Raw genomic sequence first — 17,926 nt, 5'->3', positions numbered from 1 at the left:
CAGTGTCGCGACCGGCGATGGCTCGTTGATCGTATTGTCACTAACGATCTCAGGAGCCATCTCATGCGCCGTCGCCTGCTCGCTGCCGCCGCCGTCGCGGTCGTCGCCGTCCCGGCGCTGATCGATACCGTGCCGGCCACGGCCGACCGCGCGCACCCGTCGGTGGTCTCCGACGATCCGGCGGACTGGACGCCGCACGTGCTCGATGGGACGGTGTGGTCGCTGGCCCTGGTCGGTGACACGGTGGTCGTCGGCGGGGCCTTCACCAAGGTGGCCGACAGCAGCCGCCGGCAGACCTACGCGCGGAAGAACATCTTCGCGTTCGGGCTGCACGACGGCGTGATCCGGACCTTCGCCCCGCAGGTGGACGGCGCGATCTACTCGCTGGCCGCCGGACCCGACCACTCGGTGTACATGGGTGGCGCGTTCAAGACCGTCAACGGGGCGCAACAGCGCGGCCTCGCCCGGATGTCGGTCAGTGACGGCAGCCGGTACGGCTCCTTCAACGCCCGGGTCAACTGGGGTGACATCCGGGCACTGGTCAGCCGGGGTGAGCGGCTCTACGCGGGTGGCACGTTCTCGGCGGTCAACGGGGTGCAGCGGGTCGGGCTGGTCCGGCTCAACGGCGAGACCGGCTCGGTGGACCAGGGCTTCGACGCGCGGCTGGCCGGGCCGGGCCTGAAACGGACCCGGGTGGAGCACTTCGACGTCTCACCGGACGGCAACCGGCTGATCGCGGTCGGCGCCTTCCTGCGGTCGAACGGCGCGGACCGTACCCAGATCGCGCAGTTCGACGTCGGCGGCTCCGGGGCCATCCTGACCAACTGGTACACCGACGCGTTCAAGCCGACCTGCATGAAGGGCTTCGACACCTACCTGCGGCAGGTGAAGTTCTCACCGGACGGCTCGTACGTCGTGGTCGCGGCGACCGGCCGGGCGTCGTCGGCGCAGAAGCTGTGCGACTCGGCCGCCCGGTTCGAGGTGCGGGCCACCGGACGGCTGAACCCGACGTGGGTGCAGCGCACCGGCGGCGACTCCCTGTACGCCGTGGCGATCACCGGGCCGGCCGTCTACCTGGGCGGGCACCAGCGGTGGTTCGACAACCCGTACGGCACGGACGGCAACGGACCGGGGCCGGGCGCGGTCTCCCGCCCCGGTATCGGCGCGGTCAACCCGAGCACCGGCAAGGCCCTGGAGTGGAATCCCACCCGGTCGCGGGGTGTCGGCGTGCGAACCTTCCTGGTCACCCCGGACGGCCTGCTCGTCGGCTCGGACACCGACCAACTGGGCCGCGAGTTCCACGGCCGCGTCGGCCTGTTCCCCCTCCGCTAGCCACCACAACCGCGATTCGCCGCCGGTGACTTGGGACCCGGTTCTTCGACGCCGCGGGGTTTGCGGTGGCGGAAAACCGGGTCCCAAGTCACCGGTTACAAGGCGAATCGCCGCGGAGCGAAGCGAAGCAATTAAAGCAAAGCGCCTTCGTCGTGGAGCCAGTCCACGAACGACGTGGCAACCGCGGCGCCGCAGTCGAGCAGCTCGACCAGCAGGGTGTCGTGGACGCCCGCGGCGAGGGGGACCTGCAGCTCCGCGTAGATCGGGAGCTGGCCCCTCTCGGTGGGGTCACCGACGTAGGCCTTGCAGAAGCGGCGTGTGTGGTTCCACTCGTTGACCACCCGGTAGGCGCGGTCGGCCCAGTCCGGCGGGACCGTCGCGTGCGGGCGGGCCCGCATCACCAGGATCTCGTCGTCCGGCCCCTCCAGGGTGAACAGCACGGCGTGCCGCTCCCACATCGCCAGGAGGCTGCCGCCGCCGTCGGCGAGGAACCGGATGTCGAGCAGATCGAGCGCCTTACCGACACGCGCGAGCTGCACCGGCAGGACCAGATCGGACGATCCGGTCGCGGACAGTTCGGACGGAACTCCGGAGCGGCTCGGCTCGCGCTGGGCCGGGACACCGACGCGAACGGTGCTCTGCACCGCCACCTCGCCACCGGTATCCGGCTCATTGCTCGTAGCCGATCCCGGACGCCATGACCACCACGGCATCGTGTGCACCTCACTCCCCAACAGACCCAGAGCCGGGTGTTGCAGTGGATCCGAGGGCAGACGGTACCCGTACCGTTCCTGAAGGTCATCCCCCTAACGAGAGGGCGGAACCGGAAGAACGAGGTGGCGTCACCCTTTCGGGTGACTCACCATCGGCATAACGGTCAATTTGTGAACGCTCTGTCGCCAAGCTACTCCATATGGTGCAGAAATTCCCACCCAGCCGCCGGCCACCCGAACCCGTGCCTCCACGGGGTCCGCGTCCCTCGGACCGAGGAAACCCATCCGGGCGACCGCCTGGACGAGACGCTGAGAGATCTGTACGGGCGCGCCGTCCTCGGGCGTGACGACCAGCGCGACGTGATCAAGGAGTGCGTCGCGGACCGCGCGCTGCCCGACCGCCCGGCCCGGGAAGCCGCCCGACGCGACCTCCCGCAGCGTCCCGGCGGCCGCCGCGGCCAGCTGTGCCAGCTCGGCGCCGGAGATCGACTCGACGGCCCGGCTGGCGGGCGGTGGCAGCGGCCACCGCCACTGCGTGTCCCGGCGCTCCGGCAGGGACTCCCCGCCCGCGGCCAGCACGGCCAGCAGTTCGGCGGCGGAGACCGTGGCGTCGCCCGGTCCGGGACCGGCCACCTCACGGGTGACCAGCACCTCCCAGGGAAGCCGGGCCCAGAGTGCGGTCCGCCCGCCGGACGACCGGAGCCGGACCGGCGCGGCCGGATCGAGCCGGGTGAGCCGTGCCAGGAACGCGCCCGCATCGGGAACCCCGAGCAGGCCGTGCGAACTCATGACCGGTCCTCGACGTACGGCGCCAGGAACTCCCGCTCGGCGTCGGAGAGCCGGCGCGGATGCCCCTTGACCAGGTTGTACGGCACACACACGGATTTCGCCCGGCTGGCCAGCACACCGTCGTCGAAGAGCTCGTAGGAGACCGTGAACGCCGCGGCCCGCAGCTCGGAGACCCACATCTCGATGCGGACCGGGTCGCCGAAGTCGATCGGCCGCACGTAGTCGATCTCGTGGCGGGCGATCACGATGCCCTCCTCGAAGGAGCCCAGGCCGTGCGCCCGGGCCCCGACGAAGAACATCGCCACCCGCGCCTCCTCGTAGAGGGTGAGGAAGCGAGCGTTGTTGACGTGCCCGTACGCGTCCATGTCGGACCAGCGCACGGGCACGTCGTATATGAAACGCTCAGTCACGGGTGAGCTTGCGGTAGGTCACCCGGTGCGGTCGGGCCGCCTCGGCGCCCAGCCGGTCGATCTTGTTCTTCTCGTACGCATCGAAGTTGCCCTCGAACCAGAACCACTTGTCCGGGTCCTCGTCGGTGCCCTCCCAGGCCAGCATGTGCGTGGTGACCCGGTCCAGGAACATCCGGTCGTGGGAGATGACCACGGCGCAGCCGGGGAACTCCAGCAGCGCGTTCTCCAGGCTGGAGAGCGTCTCCACGTCCAGGTCGTTGGTCGGCTCGTCGAGCAGGATCACGTTGCCGCCGATCTTCAGCGTCATCGCGAGGTTGAGCCGGTTCCGCTCGCCACCGGAGAGCACCTTGACCGGTTTCTGCTGGTCCGGGCCCTTGAAGCCGAAGGCGGCGACGTAGGCGCGGGACGGCATCTCGACCTTGCCGACCATCATGTAGTCGAGACCGTCGGAGACGACCTCCCAGACGGTCTTGCTGCCGTCCAGGCCGGCCCGGTTCTGGTCGACGTAGGACAGCTTGACCGTCTCACCGACCCGCACCGCACCGGCGTCCGCCTGCTCCAGGCCGACGATGGTCTTGAACAGCGTGGTCTTGCCGACGCCGTTCGGGCCGATGATGCCGACGATGCCGTTGCGCGGCAGCGAGAACGACAGTTCATCGATCAGGGTACGGCCGTCGAAGCCCTTGACCAGGTCCTTCGCCTCGATGACCGTGTTGCCGAGACGCGGGCCCGGCGGGATCTGGATCTCCTCGAAGTCCAGCTTCCGGGTCTTCTCCGCCTCGGTGGCCATCTCCTCGTACCGCTCGAGACGGGCCTTGCTCTTGGTCTGCCGGGCCTTGGCGTTGGACCGGACCCACTCGAGCTCCTCGGTGAGGCGCCTCTGCAGCTTCTGGTCCTTACGGCCCTGCACCGCGAGGCGGGCGGCCTTCTTGTCCAGGTAGGTGGAGTAGTTGCCCTCGTACGGGTACGCGTGACCGCGGTCCAGTTCGAGGATCCAGGTGGCGACGTTGTCCAGGAAGTACCGGTCGTGGGTGATCGCGATGACCGTGCCGGCGTACTTGGACAGGTGCTGCTCCAGCCAGTTCACACTCTCGGCGTCGAGGTGGTTGGTCGGCTCGTCGAGCAGCAGCAGGTCGGGCGCCTCGAGCAGCAGCTTGCAGAGCGCGACACGACGGCGCTCACCACCGGAGAGCTGGGTGACGTCGGCGTCCGGCGCCGGGCAGCGCAGCGCGTCCATCGCGAGTTCGAGCTGGGCGTCGATGTCCCACGCGTTGGAGTGGTCCAGCTCCTCCTGGAGCTTGCCCATCTCCTCCATCAGCTCGTCGGTGTAGTCGGTGGCCATCTGCTCGGCGATCTTGTTGAACCGGTCGAGCTTGGCCTTGGTCTCCGCGACCGCTTCCTCGATGTTGCCGAGGACCGTCTTCTCCTCGTTCAGCGGCGGCTCCTGCGCGAGCATGCCGACCGTGTAACCGGGCATGAGCCGGGCCTCGCCGTTGCTCGGCGTGTCCAGGCCGGCCATGATCTTCAGCAGGCTGGACTTACCGGCGCCGTTCGGGCCGACCACACCGATCTTGACGCCTGGCAGGAAGTTCAGCGTCACGTTGTCGAGCACGACCTTGTCGCCGTGCGCCTTACGCGCCTTCTCCAGGACGTAGATGAACTGGGCCACGGTGTGCCCTACCTCCGAGATCGTGGGTTTTCGGTGCCGGAATCAAAGGACAATCTTTCCACCTGCCCGCGCGCGGCGAACGACAACCCCGGCTGTCACTCCGGGACGACGTCCTGTTCCTCGGCCCGGCCGTCCTCGTGGGTGATGATCAGCTTGTCGGCGGTCACCACGAAGATCGCGCCGTCCTCGGCCGCGGCCCAGAACTCACCGGCGTCGTTGTGCCGCACGCCGGCGAGGAAAAGCGCCGTCTTGTTCTCCACCCATTTGGCCTCACCGCCGCCCTTGTTGGCGTGGTAGTAGAGGTTCGCCGCCTCGTCCTGGCAGATCCAGACGACCGTACGGCTCTCGGTCCGCACGCGCAGCACCTGGCGCAACTCGCCGACGGCGCCCGCCTTCTCCCCCATCGCCTGCGTCTCCGGCCGGCACAACGGCCCCGTCGTCAGCAGGCTGGGCCCCTGCGAGATGCCCGGTTCGGGGTTGTGCGGCTCACGGCCGCGGGAGAGCAGATACCCGGTGACCAAGCCGCCGACCGTCAGCACCGCCGTGGCGATCACCACAGGGATGAACAACGGCCGCCGTCGGTGGGAATGATCATCGAGCGGTGTCACCGGCACAGGATGACACCCGGTTCCCGGCGGGTCCATCACGCATCGGCCCGCGTGGCCGAGCAGACGCGGTGAGAGGGCGGGAGCTTACACACAGTAGGCTCACCTTGGGAACAGAAACCACTCGGAGGTGTACTCAGCGTGGCCCAACGAAGTTCCTTCGTCGTCGTCGCCAACCGTCTGCCAGTGGACGAGGTCACCACGACGGACGGTGAGAAACAGTGGCGCCCGAGTCCGGGTGGCCTGGTCACGGCCCTTCATCCGGTGCTGGCCCAGCACCGCGGCACCTGGATCGGCTGGGCCGGCGGGGACGGCCCAGCGCACGATCCATTCGATCTCGAAGGCATCCACATCCACCCCGTTCCGCTCAGCGCCGAGGAGCTGGAGCGCTACTACGAGGGTCAGTCCAACGCGACGATCTGGCCGCTCTACCACGACGCGGTGGAGACGCCCGTCTACAAGCGACGCTGGCGGGAGGCGTACCGGGTGGTCAACCACCGGTTCGCGCAGGCCGCGGCGGAGGTGGCGGCCGAGGGCGCCACCGTCTGGGTGCAGGACTACCAGTTGCAGCTGGTCCCGGCCATGCTGCGGGAGATGCGCCCGGACCTGCGGATCGGGTTCTTCCTGCACATCCCGTTCCCACCGATCGAGCTGTTCATGCAGATGCCGTTCCGGGCCGAGGTCCTGCGCGGGCTGCTCGGCGCCGACCTGGTCGGCTTCCAGCAGCGGCTGGCCGCACAGAACTTCGTCCGCCTGGCCCGGCACCTGCTCGGGCTGCGCTACGAGGGCCAGTCGATCCAGGTGGACGGCCGGCGCGTCAAGGCCGGCGCCTTCCCGATCAGCATCGACACCGCCGACATGGAGAAGCTCGCCGCCGACCCGGCGGTGCAGGCCCGGGCCAAGCAGATCCGGGCCGAGCTGGGCGATCCGAAGACCATCGTGCTCGGCGTCGACCGGCTCGACTACACCAAGGGCATCGAGCTGCGCCTCAAGGCGTTCCGCGAACTGCTCGCCGACGGCAAGCTCAACGTCGGTGAGGCGGTGATGGTGCAGGTCGCCACGCCGAGCCGGGAGCGGGTCGAGCACTACCAGACGCTGCGGGTGCGGGTGGAGCGCGAGGTCGGCCGGATCAACGGCGAGTTCGGCCGGGTCGGCACGCCGGCCGTGCACTACCTGCACCAGTCGGTCAGCAAACAGGAGCTGGCCGCGATGTACGCGGCGGCCGACGTGATGATGGTGACCCCGCTGCGCGACGGCATGAACCTGGTCGCCAAGGAGTACATCGCCTGCCGCGGCGACACCGGCGGCGCGCTGGTGCTCAGCGAGTTCGCGGGCGCCGCCACCGAGCTGCGCCAGGCGTTCCTCTGCAACCCGCACGACCCGGACGGCGTGAAGGACGCGCTGCTGCGGGCGGTCGGCGCCGAACGGCCGGAACTCAAACGCCGGATGCGGGTCATGCAGCGCCATCTGCGGACCCACGACGTGGCCCGGTGGGCGAAGTCGTTCCTCGACGAGCTAGCCGTCGACGACGAGAAGGCCGGGGATTGAGATCGGGCGCCGGGCCGTTTCGGCCCGGCGCCCTTTCTTCCGGTACGCGTGACGCGCGCTTCAGTTCGAAGCGAGCGTGAGACTCTCCCCCACCGTGACGACGTCGCCGATCACGACGACCGCCGGAGTCCGGATCCCCGCCGTCGCGGTCGCCTCGGCCACCGCGCCGAGAGTGCTGGTCAGCGACCGCTGGTGGGCCGTCGACCCCTCCTGCACGACCGCGACCGGGGTGTCCGCCGAGCGGCCCTCCGCGATCAGCCGCTCGGCGATCCGCGGCAGGTTCTTCAGGCCCATCATCACCACGACGGTGCCGCGCATCCGGGCCAGCGCCGCCCAGTCGACGAGCGTGTCCGGGTGGTCCGGCGGGATGTGGCCGGAGATGACCGTGAACTCGTGCGCCACCCCGCGGTGGGTGACCGGGATGCCGGCCAGGGCGGGAGCCGCGATCGAGCTGGTCACCCCGGGGACGACCAGCACCGGCACACCGGCCCGGGCGCACGCGAGCGCCTCCTCGCCGCCACGGCCGAAGACGAAGTTGTCGCCGCCCTTGAGCCGGACCACGAACCGCCCCTGGCTCGCCCGGTCCACCAGGATGCGGTTGATCTCCTCCTGGGCGGCCTGCGGACCGTACGGGATCTTGGCGGCGTCGATCAGCTCGACCTCGGGGCGCAGCTCGCCGAGGAGCACGCCGGGGATCAGCCGGTCGGCCACCACCACGTCGGCGGCGGCGAGCAGGCGGCGGCCCTTCACGGTGATCAGCTCAGGGTCGCCGGGGCCGGCCCCGACCAGGGCCACCCCCTTGAGCTCGGGCGCGGCCGGTGGGGTGGCCTCCAGCACGCCGGCCACCATGTCGCGCACCGCCATGGCACGGCGACGGTCGCCACCGTCGGTGACCGCCACGGTCACCTGGCCGTGCCGGGTGACGGCCGGGGTCCACGCCGTCGCCGCATCGCGGTCGTCCGCCCGTACGCAGAAGATCTGGTGTTCCTCGGCCGCCAGGCTGACCTGTGCCGCCGCCTCCGGATCGTCGATCGCGACATGGACCAGCCACGCGCCCTCGACGTCGGCGGGCGCGAAGCGCCGCGGCGTCCAGACGGCCCGGCCGGCGTCGACGTGCCCCTGCAGCGTGGGGGTCAGCTCCGGCGCCACGATCTCGACCCGGGCGCCCGCCGCGATCAGCGCCGGCACCCGGCGGGTGGCGACCGTGCCACCGCCGACCACCAGCACGCGGCGTCCCTCGATCCGCAGACCCAACGGATAGATGCTCACTTCTCGGACACTCCCGCTGAATCGAACGTCGCCACCTCGTGCAGCACGCGGACCGCGGCCGACACGACGGGCAGGGCCAGCACCGCGCCGCTGCCCTCGCCGAGGCGCATACCCAGGTCGAGCAACGGGTCCAGGCCGAGGTGAGTGAGCGCCACACCGGCGCCCGGCTCGGCGGAACGGTGCCCGGCGACCATGGCGGCCACCGAGTCCGGGGCGAAGGCCGCCGCCGCGACCGCGGCCGACGCCGCGATCACACCGTCGACGATCACCGGTACGCGACGCGCGGCGGCGCCCAGGATGAACCCGGTCAGCGCGGCGTGCTCCAGGCCGCCGACCGCGGCGAGCACGCCCAGCGGGTCGGCGGGGTCGGGCGCGTGCCGCTGGAGGGCGGCCGCCACCACGGAGATCTTGTGCTGGTACGTCTCGTCGTCGACGCCGGTGCCCCGCCCGGTCGCCGCCGCCGCGGACGCGCCGGTGAACGCGGCGATCAGCGCCGCGGCAGGGGTCGTGTTGGCGATCCCCATGTCGCCGGTGAGCAGCGCGCGGGCGCCCTGGTCGACGAGGGTCGTAGCGACCTGGATGCCGACCTCGACGGCGGCCAGCGCCTCCTCGCGGGTGAGCGCCGGGCCCTCCGTCATGTCCCGGGTGCCCCGCCGCACGTTCGCGTCCAGCAGGTTCGGCCCGCCGTGCAGCGGGATCGCGACGCCGACGTCGACCACCATGACGTCCGCGCCGGCCTGGCGGGCGAACGCGTTGACCACCGCGCCGCCGGCCACGAAGTTCGCCACCATCTGGGCGGTGACCTCCTGCGGCCACGGCGTCACCCGCTGGGCGTGCACCCCGTGGTCGCCGGCGAAGACCGCGACGGTGGCCGGCTCCGGCAGCGGCGGCGGGCACACCCCGGCCAGCCCGGCGAGGCGCACCGACAGCTCCTCCAGCACGCCCAGCGAACCGGCCGGCTTGGTGAGCCGGGCCTGCAACTCGCGGGCGGCGGTCATGGCCCCGTCGTCGGCGGGCCGGATGGCCGCCAGGGTGGTCTCCAGCGTCACGGTCGCTCCTCGATCACATCGGTCAGAGTCTGCACGAATCCGTCAGTGGTGGCAGTGTCGCGCACCGCAATCCGGAGCCAGTCGAGGCCCAGCCCCGGGAAGGTGTCGCCACGGCGCACCGCGTAGCCACGTCGGCGCAGCTCAGCGCGTACCTGATCGGCGGCGGGGAGGCGTACCGGAACGAACGCGGAGGCCGGGTCGCCCGGAACCGTGACGCTCGGCACTCGCCGCAACCGTTCCACCAGATGGGCACGCTCGGCGGCGAGCGCCGCCGCGATCTCCCGCTCGGTCGCGACAGCGACCGGCGAGGCACAGGCGGCGGCCGCGGCGAGCGCCGGTGTGGAGACCGCCCACAGTGGTTGCGCGGCGGCCAGCCGGCGCAGCAGGCCGGCCGGCCCGAGCAGGTAGCCGATACGCAGGCCGGCCAGGCCCCAGGTCTTGGTGAGGCTGCGCACCACCACCAGACCGGGCAGGTCGCGGCGCTCGGCCAGGGACTCCGGCTCACCCGGCACGCCCGGCCGGAAGGTGGTGTCGGCGAACGCCTCGTCGACCACCAGCACGCGGCCCGGCCGGGCCAGTTTCGCCACGTCGGCGGCCGGGTGCAGAACCGAGGTCGGGTTGGTCGGGTTGCCGACGAAGACCAGGTCGGAGTCGTCCGGAACCAGGCCCGGATCGAGCCGGAAGCCGTCCGGCTCGCGCAGGATCACCCGCTCCACCCGGTGGCCGGCGTTGCGCAGCGCCGCCTCCGGCTCGGTGAACTGCGGATGCACCACGACCGGCCTGCGGGCGCCCCGCAACGCCTGCGCGAGCAGCACGAACCCCTGGGCGGCGCCCGCGGTGAGCAGCACCTCGGCCGGATCCCGGCGGTGCCGGGCCGCGACGGCCGCGGTGGCCGCGCGGTCGTCCGGGTACGCCGAGAGCGCGCCCAGCGACTCCGCGATCGGCCCGGCCAGCCAGGCGGGCATGGCCTGATGCCGCACGTTGACCGCGAGATCGATCAGGCCCGCCCCCACCTCGGCGTCGCCGTGGTGATCGAGGTCGAAACTCATGGGCTCAGCATGCCGGACGGCCGACCACGCCACACTTCGGCCGTTCCGGGTGAACATGAGGCTTTTTGTCATACCTTCGAAGGGTGACCAGCCGACGCCTCACCGTAGCCGGAAAAGTCGCCATGCTGATCCGGGCCGGGCTCATCGCCGGACTGGTCCTCGCCGGCCTCTCCTACCCCTTCACCGCGCTGGCCGGCATGGGGGTCAAGGCCGGCACCGAGGCGCTGGAGAACATGCCGGAACAGCTCACCGAGACACCGCCGGCCCAGACCAGCTACGTCTACGCGGCCGACGGCAAGACACTGCTCACGATGTTCTACGAGGAACACCGCAAGCACACCGACCTGGACGACATGTCGCCATACCTGGTCAAGGCGATCGTGGCCTCCGAGGACACCCGCTTCTACGAGCACAACGGCGTCGACCCCAAGGGGGTGGCCCGGGCCTTCGTCGCCAACCAGCAGGCGGGCGGGGTCTCCCAGGGCGCGTCCACACTCACCATGCAGTACGTGCGGATGGCGCTGCGGGACAGCGCCAAGACCCCGACCGAGGCACTCAAGGCGACCGAGCAGACCGCCACCCGCAAGCTGCGCGAGATGCGGCTCGCCATCGAGGTGGAGCAGCGGCTCAGCAAGGACGAGATCCTCGAGCGCTACCTCAACGCCGCCTACTTCGGGCACCGCGCCTACGGCATCTTCGCCGCCTCCCAGGTCTTCTTCTCCAAGGCGCCGCGCGACCTCACCCTCACCGAGGCGGCACTGCTCGCCGGGCTGGTCAAGGCACCCTCCGCCTACGACCCGGCGACCAACGACCGGGGCGCCGCCCTGGACCGGCGCAACTACGTCATCGACCAGATGCGGAAGATGAACACGATCACCGCCGAGCAGGCCGCCACCGCCCTCAAATCGAGGATCAGGCTCAAATTGAGCACGCCGCCCAACGACTGCGTGTCGGTGGCGGAGAAGCACAACGACTGGGGCTTCTTCTGCGACTACTTCAAGAGCTGGTGGCGTGAACAGCCCGCCTTCGGCAGCAACCCCCAGGAACGCGAGGCCCAACTGCGCCGCGGAGGCTACCGGGTGGTCACCTCCATGGACCCCGAGATCCAGCGGTACGCGCTGCGGCACGTACTGGAGAAGGAAGGCCGCGGCAGCCCCTTCGCCCACGGACAGGTCGTGGTGCAGCCCGGCACCGGACGGGTGCTGAGCATGGCCGTCAACCGGAACTACTCGCTGGACCAGGAGGACAACGGGCGGCACACCGACAGGCGCAAGGACGGCGAGAAGGGCAACTACCCCAACACGGTCAACCCGCTGCTCGGTGGCGGCGACATGGCCGGATATCAGGCCGGCTCCACCTTCAAGATCTTCACGCTGCTGGCCGCCCTGGAATCCGGGCTGCCACTGTCCACCTCCTTCTACGCGCCGCAACGGTTCGTCTCCCAATACATCACCGCACCCGGGCCGGCCACCTGCGGCATCTACTGGTGCCCGAAGAACTCCAGCGAGTCGATGACCGGCACACAGACCATGTGGAGCGGCTTCGGCAAATCGGTCAACACCTACTTCGTACAGCTGGAACAGCGGGTCGGCGCGGACAAGGCGGTGCGGATGGCGGAACGCCTCGGGCTGCGCTGGCGCACCGCCGTCGACAAGGAGCTCGCCACCAAGGAACACGCCCCCGGCTGGGGCGCCTTCACCCTGGGCGTCAGCGACGCCACCCCGGTCGAGATGGCGAACGTCTTCGCCACCCTGGCCGCGGAGGGCCGCTACTGCGAGCCGCTGCCGGTGCTCAGCATCCGCAACCCCGACGGAACCCACGCCGTCCACCAGGAACGCCTGGTCGCCGCGCCCCGCTGCCACCAGGCCGTCAAGGCCAACGTCGCGCGCGCGGCCACCGACGCGGCCCGCTGCGTCACCGGTTACGGCGCGGCGCGCGGCCACTGCGGCTGGGGCACCTCCTCGCTGGTCTACGGCGTCATGCAGCGCCCGGTCGCCGGCAAGAGCGGCACGACGGACGGCAACAAGACCGCCTGGTTCAGCGGTTACACCCCGCAGCTGGCGGCCTCCGCCTTCGTCGCCGACCCGGACAACCCGGAGCATCTGGTCGGCTCGGGCCGCTCGACGATGTCGAAATACACGGTCGCCCAGACCTTGCGGGACGCCCTCCAGGACCAGCCCCAACTCAAATTCACCCCGCCCTCCGACAATCTCGCCTGGTGACGATCCCTGCCCGGCCGCCCCTGCCCGGCGCGCCTCACCGGCCCGGCGGCTGACGGGCACCCATCGGCGCCGGCCGCACTCCGAGAGCGCCGACGGGCGACGCGAGCCGACCGGCCTCAGTCGCGGGCCGGAAGGACCGGCCGGACTCAGTCGCGGGCCGGAAGGACCGGCCGGACTCAGTCGCGGGCGGGGAGGACCGGCCGGGCGGGTTTGGCCGGCCGGCGGCGGGGTGGTCGCCAGGCCGGATCGCGGCCGGCCAGGCCCAGCGCCTGGGCCAGCAGATCCTCCTCCGGGGCGACCGGCACGCGTGGACCGAACAGGCCCGGCGTGCCCTCGGCCGGACCCTGCCCGAGGAACTCGATCAACTGCTCCAGGGCGCGCGGGTCGGCGGCGTAGTCCTGACCTGTCGCGCGGGCGAGATCCCACCCGTGCATGACCAGCTCATTCATCGCGACGGCGCCCATCGCGGTGGCGGGCATGGTGACACCGCCCGCCTGCGCCGTGCCGGTCCAGGCGGCCGGATCCTTCCACGCCATGGACAACTCGGCCAGCAGCACCGGAAGCCGACTGCGCCAGTGCCGGGACAGGTGGTCGGCGGACGGCTCGGGTGGTGGGCCGTCCGCGCCCGAACGCTTGCGGGCGGCCAAGGTGAAAGCGTGGGCCAGACCCATCAGATGATCGAGCAGCGCGGCGACCGGCCAGCCCGGGCAGGGCGTCGGGGCGGTCAGGTCACGATCGTCGACCCCCAACAGCAGGGCTCTGATCTGACGAACCGGCGGGTCGAAATCCAGCGGCACACGATCGGCCACGATCCACCTCCTTCGGTTCTCGTAGCCCTCACGGTACGAGGGGGGTACGACAACTTCGCAGCCCGAGATCCGGCCTTTCGCACGCTGGGCCGCTTCCGGCGGCGAACCCCCACACCCGCCCGCGGCAACGGACGGCCTGCTCGGGCTCCGCCCGCCGGCCGGCGACCTTCTCGGCCCGGTGACAAGAGACAAATCGCCTCGCTTCAGGCCACCCACCGAGGCTGGGGAACCGGCCTCGAACAGACGGAATCCCGGCCGGCGGTGGCATTTCGCGGGACGAGCGGTCAGGAATGGACGGGGAAGTCCGGGGCCGCGTGGTCGTCGGGGTGGGCGGGGCCGCCCGGGCCGGTCGGCATCCCGTGATCCGGGCCGGGCATGTCGCCTTGAGGCCTGCCGTTGCCCTGGCGTCCGAGCGGGGGCAGCACCTGCCCCTGTAGGACGATCGGTCCCGCGGAGGGTGGCATGGCCTGGCCGGGTGAAATTGCCTGGCCGGGTGGCATGGCCGGGTTGAGCGGCATTCCCTGGCCAGGTGACATGGCCGGGCCAGGGCTGGTCGGCATGCCCTGGCCGGGCGCGCCGTGACCCGGTAGGCCGGAGCCGGGCCCGAACCCACCAGGACCGGATTGGCCATTACCGGGCCCGAACCCACCTGGCCCGGATTGGCCGGAGCCGGAGCCGCCCGAACCGGATTGGCCGGAGCCGGACCCGTCCGGACCGGACTGGCCATTACCGGGCGCAAACCCACCCGGACCGGACCGGCCATTACCGGGTCCGAACCCACCTGGGCCGGACTGGCCATTACCGGGCCCGAACCCGCCCGGACCGGACTGGCCATTACCGGGCCCGAACCCGCCCGGACCGGACTGGCCATTACCGGACCCGAACCCGCCCGGACCGGACTGGCCATTACCGGGCCCGAACCCGCCCGGACCGGGCTGACCGGGGACGGACTGACCGGGGACGGACTGACCGGGGACGGACTGACCGGGGACGGAAACGCCCCGTTCCGGAAAATCGGAGCCGAAAGCGCCCTGGCCCGGCGCGCCGCGCTCCGGAAGATCGGGGCCGAAGGCGCCCTGGCCCGGAGCGTCATGGCCCGGGAAGTCCTGGCCGTACACGTCTGCGCCCGGCAGGCCGGAGCCGGGACCGTTGTGGCCGGGATGGTTCATGCCGTGCGGCATGCCGGAGGCCGCGCTCGAGGAGACCTGGCTCGAGGTGGTGAGGACCACGGTGTCCGGGACACCCTGCGCGGCGCCGGGGCCGGCCGGCGAGCCCTGGACCGGCGACAGGCCGGCCCCGGCCGGAACCATCGCGGGGTGGCCGGCCGGCACCATTCCGGGCGGCATCCCGGATGGGGAACCCGCGGGCATGCCCTGTGGGCCGGACGGAACACCTTGCGGCATGCCGGGCGGCGGGCCGGACGGGGACCCGGACGGCATGCCTTGCGGCGGGGCCGAGGGCATGCCCGCCGGGTGCGACGATCCGGGACCCTGCGGGCCGGCGTGCGCGGCCGCGACCAGGCGGCGGGCGATCTCCGGGGCGGCCGCCCAGTGCAGGCCCAGCTGTGAGGCGTGCACCTGGCGCCAGACGAAGCCTTCCGGATTCCCGCCGGACCAGGTCCAGGCCGGGTTCGCGCCGGAGCGAGGGGTGACCACCGCCCGGTGCTGTTTGTAGCCGGTTATCCGGGCGCCCGCGGGCGCCAGCACGGACATGCCGGGGGCGGTCGCCTCGCGGTAGCCGGCGACGGTCTGCTCTCCGGTGGTGGCGGTGGCGTCGAGGACACCGCACATGGGACGCCCGTCGAGTTCACGGCCGAGCCACGGCAGGGCGACGCCCTCGGCCACCACCGGCCAGCCGTCCCGGGCGAACTGGGCGACGGCCGAACAGAGGCGGCGATTGGCGGAGAGCTCTTCCGCGTACCCCTCAGGAAGGCCCGCACCGACCACAAGGCCGCGCGTGCCCGGAGGGAGTGCCTCGTCGCGCAGCGGATCGACGACCGCGACGTCGGCGCCGGCCGCGGTGAGCAACTCGGCAGTCTCCACGTAGGTGTAGGGGGCGCCCCTGGCCGCCGGCCAGGGCGATCAGTGGCCGCTGATCGAACGGGACGTCCCCGGCCGCCTCGGCCGGGGTCCAGAGCGGGCCGGGGATCGGCGGCGCTGACGCGGCGAGCGCCATCAGACGCTCCATGTCGAGGGCGCTCGCCACCGCCTCGCCGAGGCGGCGCACGGCGCGGCCGGCCTCGACGGTCCGGTGGGCGACCGGAACGAGCCCGTGTGACCGGGCGGGCAGCACGTTGGGAAGGTCACCGCGGTGCAGGGCGCCGAGCACCGGCATGCCGATGTCGTCCATCGCGCTGCGCAGCATCTGTTCGTGCCGTTCGGAGGCGACCCGGTTCAGGATGACGCCGCCCAGGTGCACCATCTCGTCGAACATCCGGAAGCCGTGGACGAGCGCGGCCAGCGAGTGGCCCATCGCGGCGACGTCCACCACCAGCACGACCGGGGCCCGCAGCGCGGCGGCGACCGATGCGGTGCCGTCGACCTCCGGCTGACCGGTGAGGCTGTCGAACAGGCCCATCGCGCCTTCGATGACGGTGACCTGCGCACCGGACGCGCCGTGCGCGAAGAGCGGCGCGACACGCTGCGCGCCGACCAGGCGCGGGTCGAGGTTGCGGCCGGGGCGGCCGGCGGCCAGTCCGAGGTACGCCGCGTCGGTGTGATCCGGGCCGACCTTGAAGCCCGCGGTCGGGATGCCGCGTCCGCTGAGCGCGGCGAGCAGTCCCACGGCGATGGCCGTCTTGCCGTGGCCGGACGACGGCGCGCTCACGACCAGACGAGGCTGGGCGGTGATCAATGTCTCCCCCGAGGTTTCCGCAGGCGGCCGCCACTTCTCGTCGACTGCCGGATGTCGCAGACTACCTGGCTGGAGCAGCGACTATCGCCCAGCCGGGTAGCCTCAGGGGGTGTACCGGTTCCTGCTGACCCCCCGCTGGCTGGCCGCGGCCGCGCTCACCGTCGTCGCCTCGGTGGTGATGGTCATGCTCGGCAACTGGCAGTTGCATCGGTACCAGGAACGCACGGCCATCAATGACCGGATCGACGCCGCGGATGCCGTCGACGCCGTCGCGTTGACGTCGGTGCTGACCGCGCCGACCGCGGCGGGCACCCCGGGCGCCGCCCCCGGCAAGGCTCTGGCCTGGACAAAGGTCACCCTCACCGGCCGCTACGACCCGGCCAACGAGATCCAGGCGCGGGGCCGCACGGTGGGCAGCAAGGTCGGTTTCGAGATCCTCACACCGCTCCTCCTGGCGGACGGCACGGCCGTTCTGGTGGACCGCGGCTGGGTGCCCGCGCCGCCCGGCGGGGCGCTCGCCGCACCCGAGGTTCCGCCTGCCCCGACCGGGCAGGTCACGGTCGTCGGGCAGATTCACCTGTCGGAAAGCCGACCCGCTCCGGTGGACCGGCGGGACGGCCGTCTGGACACTCGGCGGATCAGTCTGCCGCGCCTCGCCACCGAGCTGCCCTTCCCGGTGTACGGGGCGTATGTCCTGTTGACGGAACAGACGCCGGCGGCCGATCCGGCTTTCGTGCCGATCCCGATCCCGCACGAGGACTCCTGGCAGAACGGCGGCTACGCCGTCCAGTGGTGGGTCTTCGCCGGGATGGTCTTCGTGCTGTACGGCTGGCAGGCCCGGCGGGAGGCCCTGGAGCCGGTGTCCGGGGCCCGGCCCACGCGGAAGGCCGACCGTCCCCGCGACCGCGTCGAAGCGGCCGACCAGCGCAAGGCCGCACGCGACCGGGCCGGAGGAGCCCCGCGTGACCGCGTCGAGGAAGCGGACCGGCGGGCCGCCGAGGCCGCCGCATCGCGGTCCGCGACCGTGACGGCCGACCGGCCGGAGAGTGACTAGCACCTCCTCGTCCCGGCCGTGCCGCCGACGCCACCGAAATCGCCGGATCGAGTAGACGGTGGCCCCGCGCCGTGAGCGCCGCCTCGCGACGATCGGTGAGGGCGAATAGGGTGGCGGCATGACCTTTCCGTCTGGTGATCCGTGGGGCGCGCCCGCTCCCTCGCCGGAGCCGGAGAGCCCGCCCGTCCCGGAGGCGACCGGGCCGGTGATCGTGGAGATCGCTGAGATTCACGTCACCTCCTCGCTGGTCCGGACACCGGTGGGTGATCTGCCGCTCGCCGGCTCGCGGTGGCATGTCACCGATCACTGGCTCTCGCAACGGCGCACACCGATGTGGGCGAAGGTGGTGGCTTTCCTCGCGATCTGCCCGACCGGCGGCCTCAGCCTGCTGCTCCTGCTGGTCAAGGAGACGGTCCCGCAGGGAACGGTGCATGTGACCGTGACGAGCGGCACCCATCAGTACGTGGGCCGTGTCCCGGTTCAGCAGGACGGCGATGTGGCGTCGATCAACCAGCAGGTCAACTACGTCCGGAGTCTGGCCGCGCTCTGACCCCG

The 17,926-nt window shown here is 71.6% G+C and carries 16 protein-coding genes; 5 read left to right on the top strand and 11 right to left on the bottom strand.

Annotated elements, in window-relative coordinates; genetic code table 11:
- Nucleotides 1–63 precede the first annotated feature (63 nt).
- The gene (locus tag BJ964_RS15705; protein ID WP_188121354.1) at nucleotides 64–1,332 is read left to right on the top strand and encodes a delta-60 repeat domain-containing protein; all 1,269 of its coding nucleotides are present in this window, start codon (nucleotides 64–66) and stop codon (nucleotides 1,330–1,332) included.
- 131 nt (nucleotides 1,333–1,463) lie between these two features.
- Here the strand turns inward: BJ964_RS15705 and BJ964_RS15700 are convergent, their stop codons facing one another.
- From BJ964_RS15700 to BJ964_RS15680, 5 genes are all read right to left on the bottom strand, one after another.
- The gene (locus BJ964_RS15700; RefSeq protein ID WP_188121353.1) at nucleotides 1,464–2,045 is read right to left on the bottom strand and encodes a type III secretion system chaperone family protein; all 582 of its coding nucleotides are present in this window, start codon (nucleotides 2,043–2,045) and stop codon (nucleotides 1,464–1,466) included.
- Between the two features lie 129 nt (nucleotides 2,046–2,174).
- Nucleotides 2,175–2,834, bottom strand: a complete 660-nt coding sequence (locus BJ964_RS15695; RefSeq protein ID WP_188121352.1) for a hypothetical protein — start codon at nucleotides 2,832–2,834, stop codon at nucleotides 2,175–2,177.
- Complete coding sequence (locus BJ964_RS15690) at nucleotides 2,831–3,244, bottom strand: acyl-CoA thioesterase (protein WP_183227756.1); 414 nt, start codon at nucleotides 3,242–3,244, stop codon at nucleotides 2,831–2,833. Before BJ964_RS15690 ends, BJ964_RS15695 begins: the two co-directional genes overlap by 4 nt.
- On the bottom strand, nucleotides 3,237–4,913 hold the full coding sequence (ettA, locus tag BJ964_RS15685; protein WP_188121351.1) for an energy-dependent translational throttle protein EttA: 1,677 nt from the start codon (nucleotides 4,911–4,913) through the stop codon (nucleotides 3,237–3,239). The genes BJ964_RS15690 and ettA overlap by 8 nt, the downstream gene beginning before the upstream one ends.
- Before the next feature lie 95 nt (nucleotides 4,914–5,008).
- On the bottom strand, nucleotides 5,009–5,467 hold the full coding sequence (locus tag BJ964_RS15680; protein ID WP_229806850.1) for a hypothetical protein: 459 nt from the start codon (nucleotides 5,465–5,467) through the stop codon (nucleotides 5,009–5,011).
- A 192-nt stretch (nucleotides 5,468–5,659) separates the two neighbouring features.
- On the opposite strand from BJ964_RS15680, the gene BJ964_RS15675 reads away from it, so the two are divergent.
- Nucleotides 5,660–7,066: an alpha,alpha-trehalose-phosphate synthase (UDP-forming) gene (locus BJ964_RS15675; protein ID WP_188121349.1), complete on the top strand. Its 1,407-nt coding sequence runs from the start codon at nucleotides 5,660–5,662 to the stop codon at nucleotides 7,064–7,066.
- Nucleotides 7,067–7,126: 60 nt separating this feature from the next.
- Here BJ964_RS15675 and cobA read toward each other — a convergent pair whose 3' ends face one another.
- Genes cobA through cobC form a run of 3 tightly spaced genes read right to left on the bottom strand, consistent with a single transcriptional unit; the run spans nucleotide 7,127 to nucleotide 10,490 of the window.
- Nucleotides 7,127–8,335: a uroporphyrinogen-III C-methyltransferase gene (cobA, locus tag BJ964_RS15670; protein ID WP_188121348.1), complete on the bottom strand. Its 1,209-nt coding sequence runs from the start codon at nucleotides 8,333–8,335 to the stop codon at nucleotides 7,127–7,129.
- Nucleotides 8,332–9,384, bottom strand: coding sequence for a nicotinate-nucleotide--dimethylbenzimidazole phosphoribosyltransferase (gene cobT / locus BJ964_RS15665; RefSeq protein ID WP_188121347.1), 1,053 nt, complete (start codon nucleotides 9,382–9,384; stop codon nucleotides 8,332–8,334). Before cobT ends, cobA begins: the two co-directional genes overlap by 4 nt.
- On the bottom strand, nucleotides 9,381–10,490 hold the full coding sequence (gene cobC, locus BJ964_RS15660; protein ID WP_188126971.1) for an Rv2231c family pyridoxal phosphate-dependent protein CobC: 1,110 nt from the start codon (nucleotides 10,488–10,490) through the stop codon (nucleotides 9,381–9,383). Before cobC ends, cobT begins: the two co-directional genes overlap by 4 nt.
- Nucleotides 10,491–10,516: 26 nt before the next feature.
- Between cobC and BJ964_RS15655 the strand changes: the two genes are divergently transcribed.
- Entirely contained in the window at nucleotides 10,517–12,655 is a 2,139-nt protein-coding gene (locus BJ964_RS15655; RefSeq protein ID WP_188121346.1) for a transglycosylase domain-containing protein, read from the top strand.
- A gap of 176 nt (nucleotides 12,656–12,831) precedes the next feature.
- Here BJ964_RS15655 and BJ964_RS15650 read toward each other — a convergent pair whose 3' ends face one another.
- The 3 genes from BJ964_RS15650 to BJ964_RS15645 form a co-directional block, all read right to left on the bottom strand.
- Entirely contained in the window at nucleotides 12,832–13,464 is a 633-nt protein-coding gene (locus BJ964_RS15650; RefSeq protein ID WP_188121345.1) for a TIGR03086 family metal-binding protein, read from the bottom strand.
- A 284-nt stretch (nucleotides 13,465–13,748) separates the two neighbouring features.
- Nucleotides 13,749–15,506, bottom strand: a complete 1,758-nt coding sequence (locus tag BJ964_RS49100; RefSeq protein WP_316253960.1) for a hypothetical protein — start codon at nucleotides 15,504–15,506, stop codon at nucleotides 13,749–13,751.
- Nucleotides 15,388–16,290 carry a nucleotide-binding protein gene (locus BJ964_RS15645; protein WP_307838006.1) on the bottom strand — a complete coding sequence of 301 codons (903 nt, stop codon included), beginning with the start codon at nucleotides 16,288–16,290 and terminating at the stop codon, nucleotides 15,388–15,390. Before BJ964_RS15645 ends, BJ964_RS49100 begins: the two co-directional genes overlap by 119 nt.
- Nucleotides 16,291–16,426: 136 nt before the next feature.
- Between BJ964_RS15645 and BJ964_RS15640 the strand changes: the two genes are divergently transcribed.
- Nucleotides 16,427–17,371, top strand: coding sequence for an SURF1 family cytochrome oxidase biogenesis protein (locus tag BJ964_RS15640; RefSeq protein ID WP_229806848.1), 945 nt, complete (start codon nucleotides 16,427–16,429; stop codon nucleotides 17,369–17,371).
- 118 nt (nucleotides 17,372–17,489) lie between these two features.
- Nucleotides 17,490–17,921, top strand: a complete 432-nt coding sequence (locus tag BJ964_RS15635; RefSeq protein ID WP_188121344.1) for a hypothetical protein — start codon at nucleotides 17,490–17,492, stop codon at nucleotides 17,919–17,921.
- Nucleotides 17,922–17,926: the final 5 nt, after the last annotated feature.

The organism is Actinoplanes lobatus (assembly GCF_014205215.1).
In the GTDB taxonomy this organism is placed as follows: domain Bacteria; phylum Actinomycetota; class Actinomycetes; order Mycobacteriales; family Micromonosporaceae; genus Actinoplanes; species Actinoplanes lobatus.
Note: the sequence above shows the minus strand (reverse complement) of the source record. Positions and strands in the feature narration are given on the sequence as shown.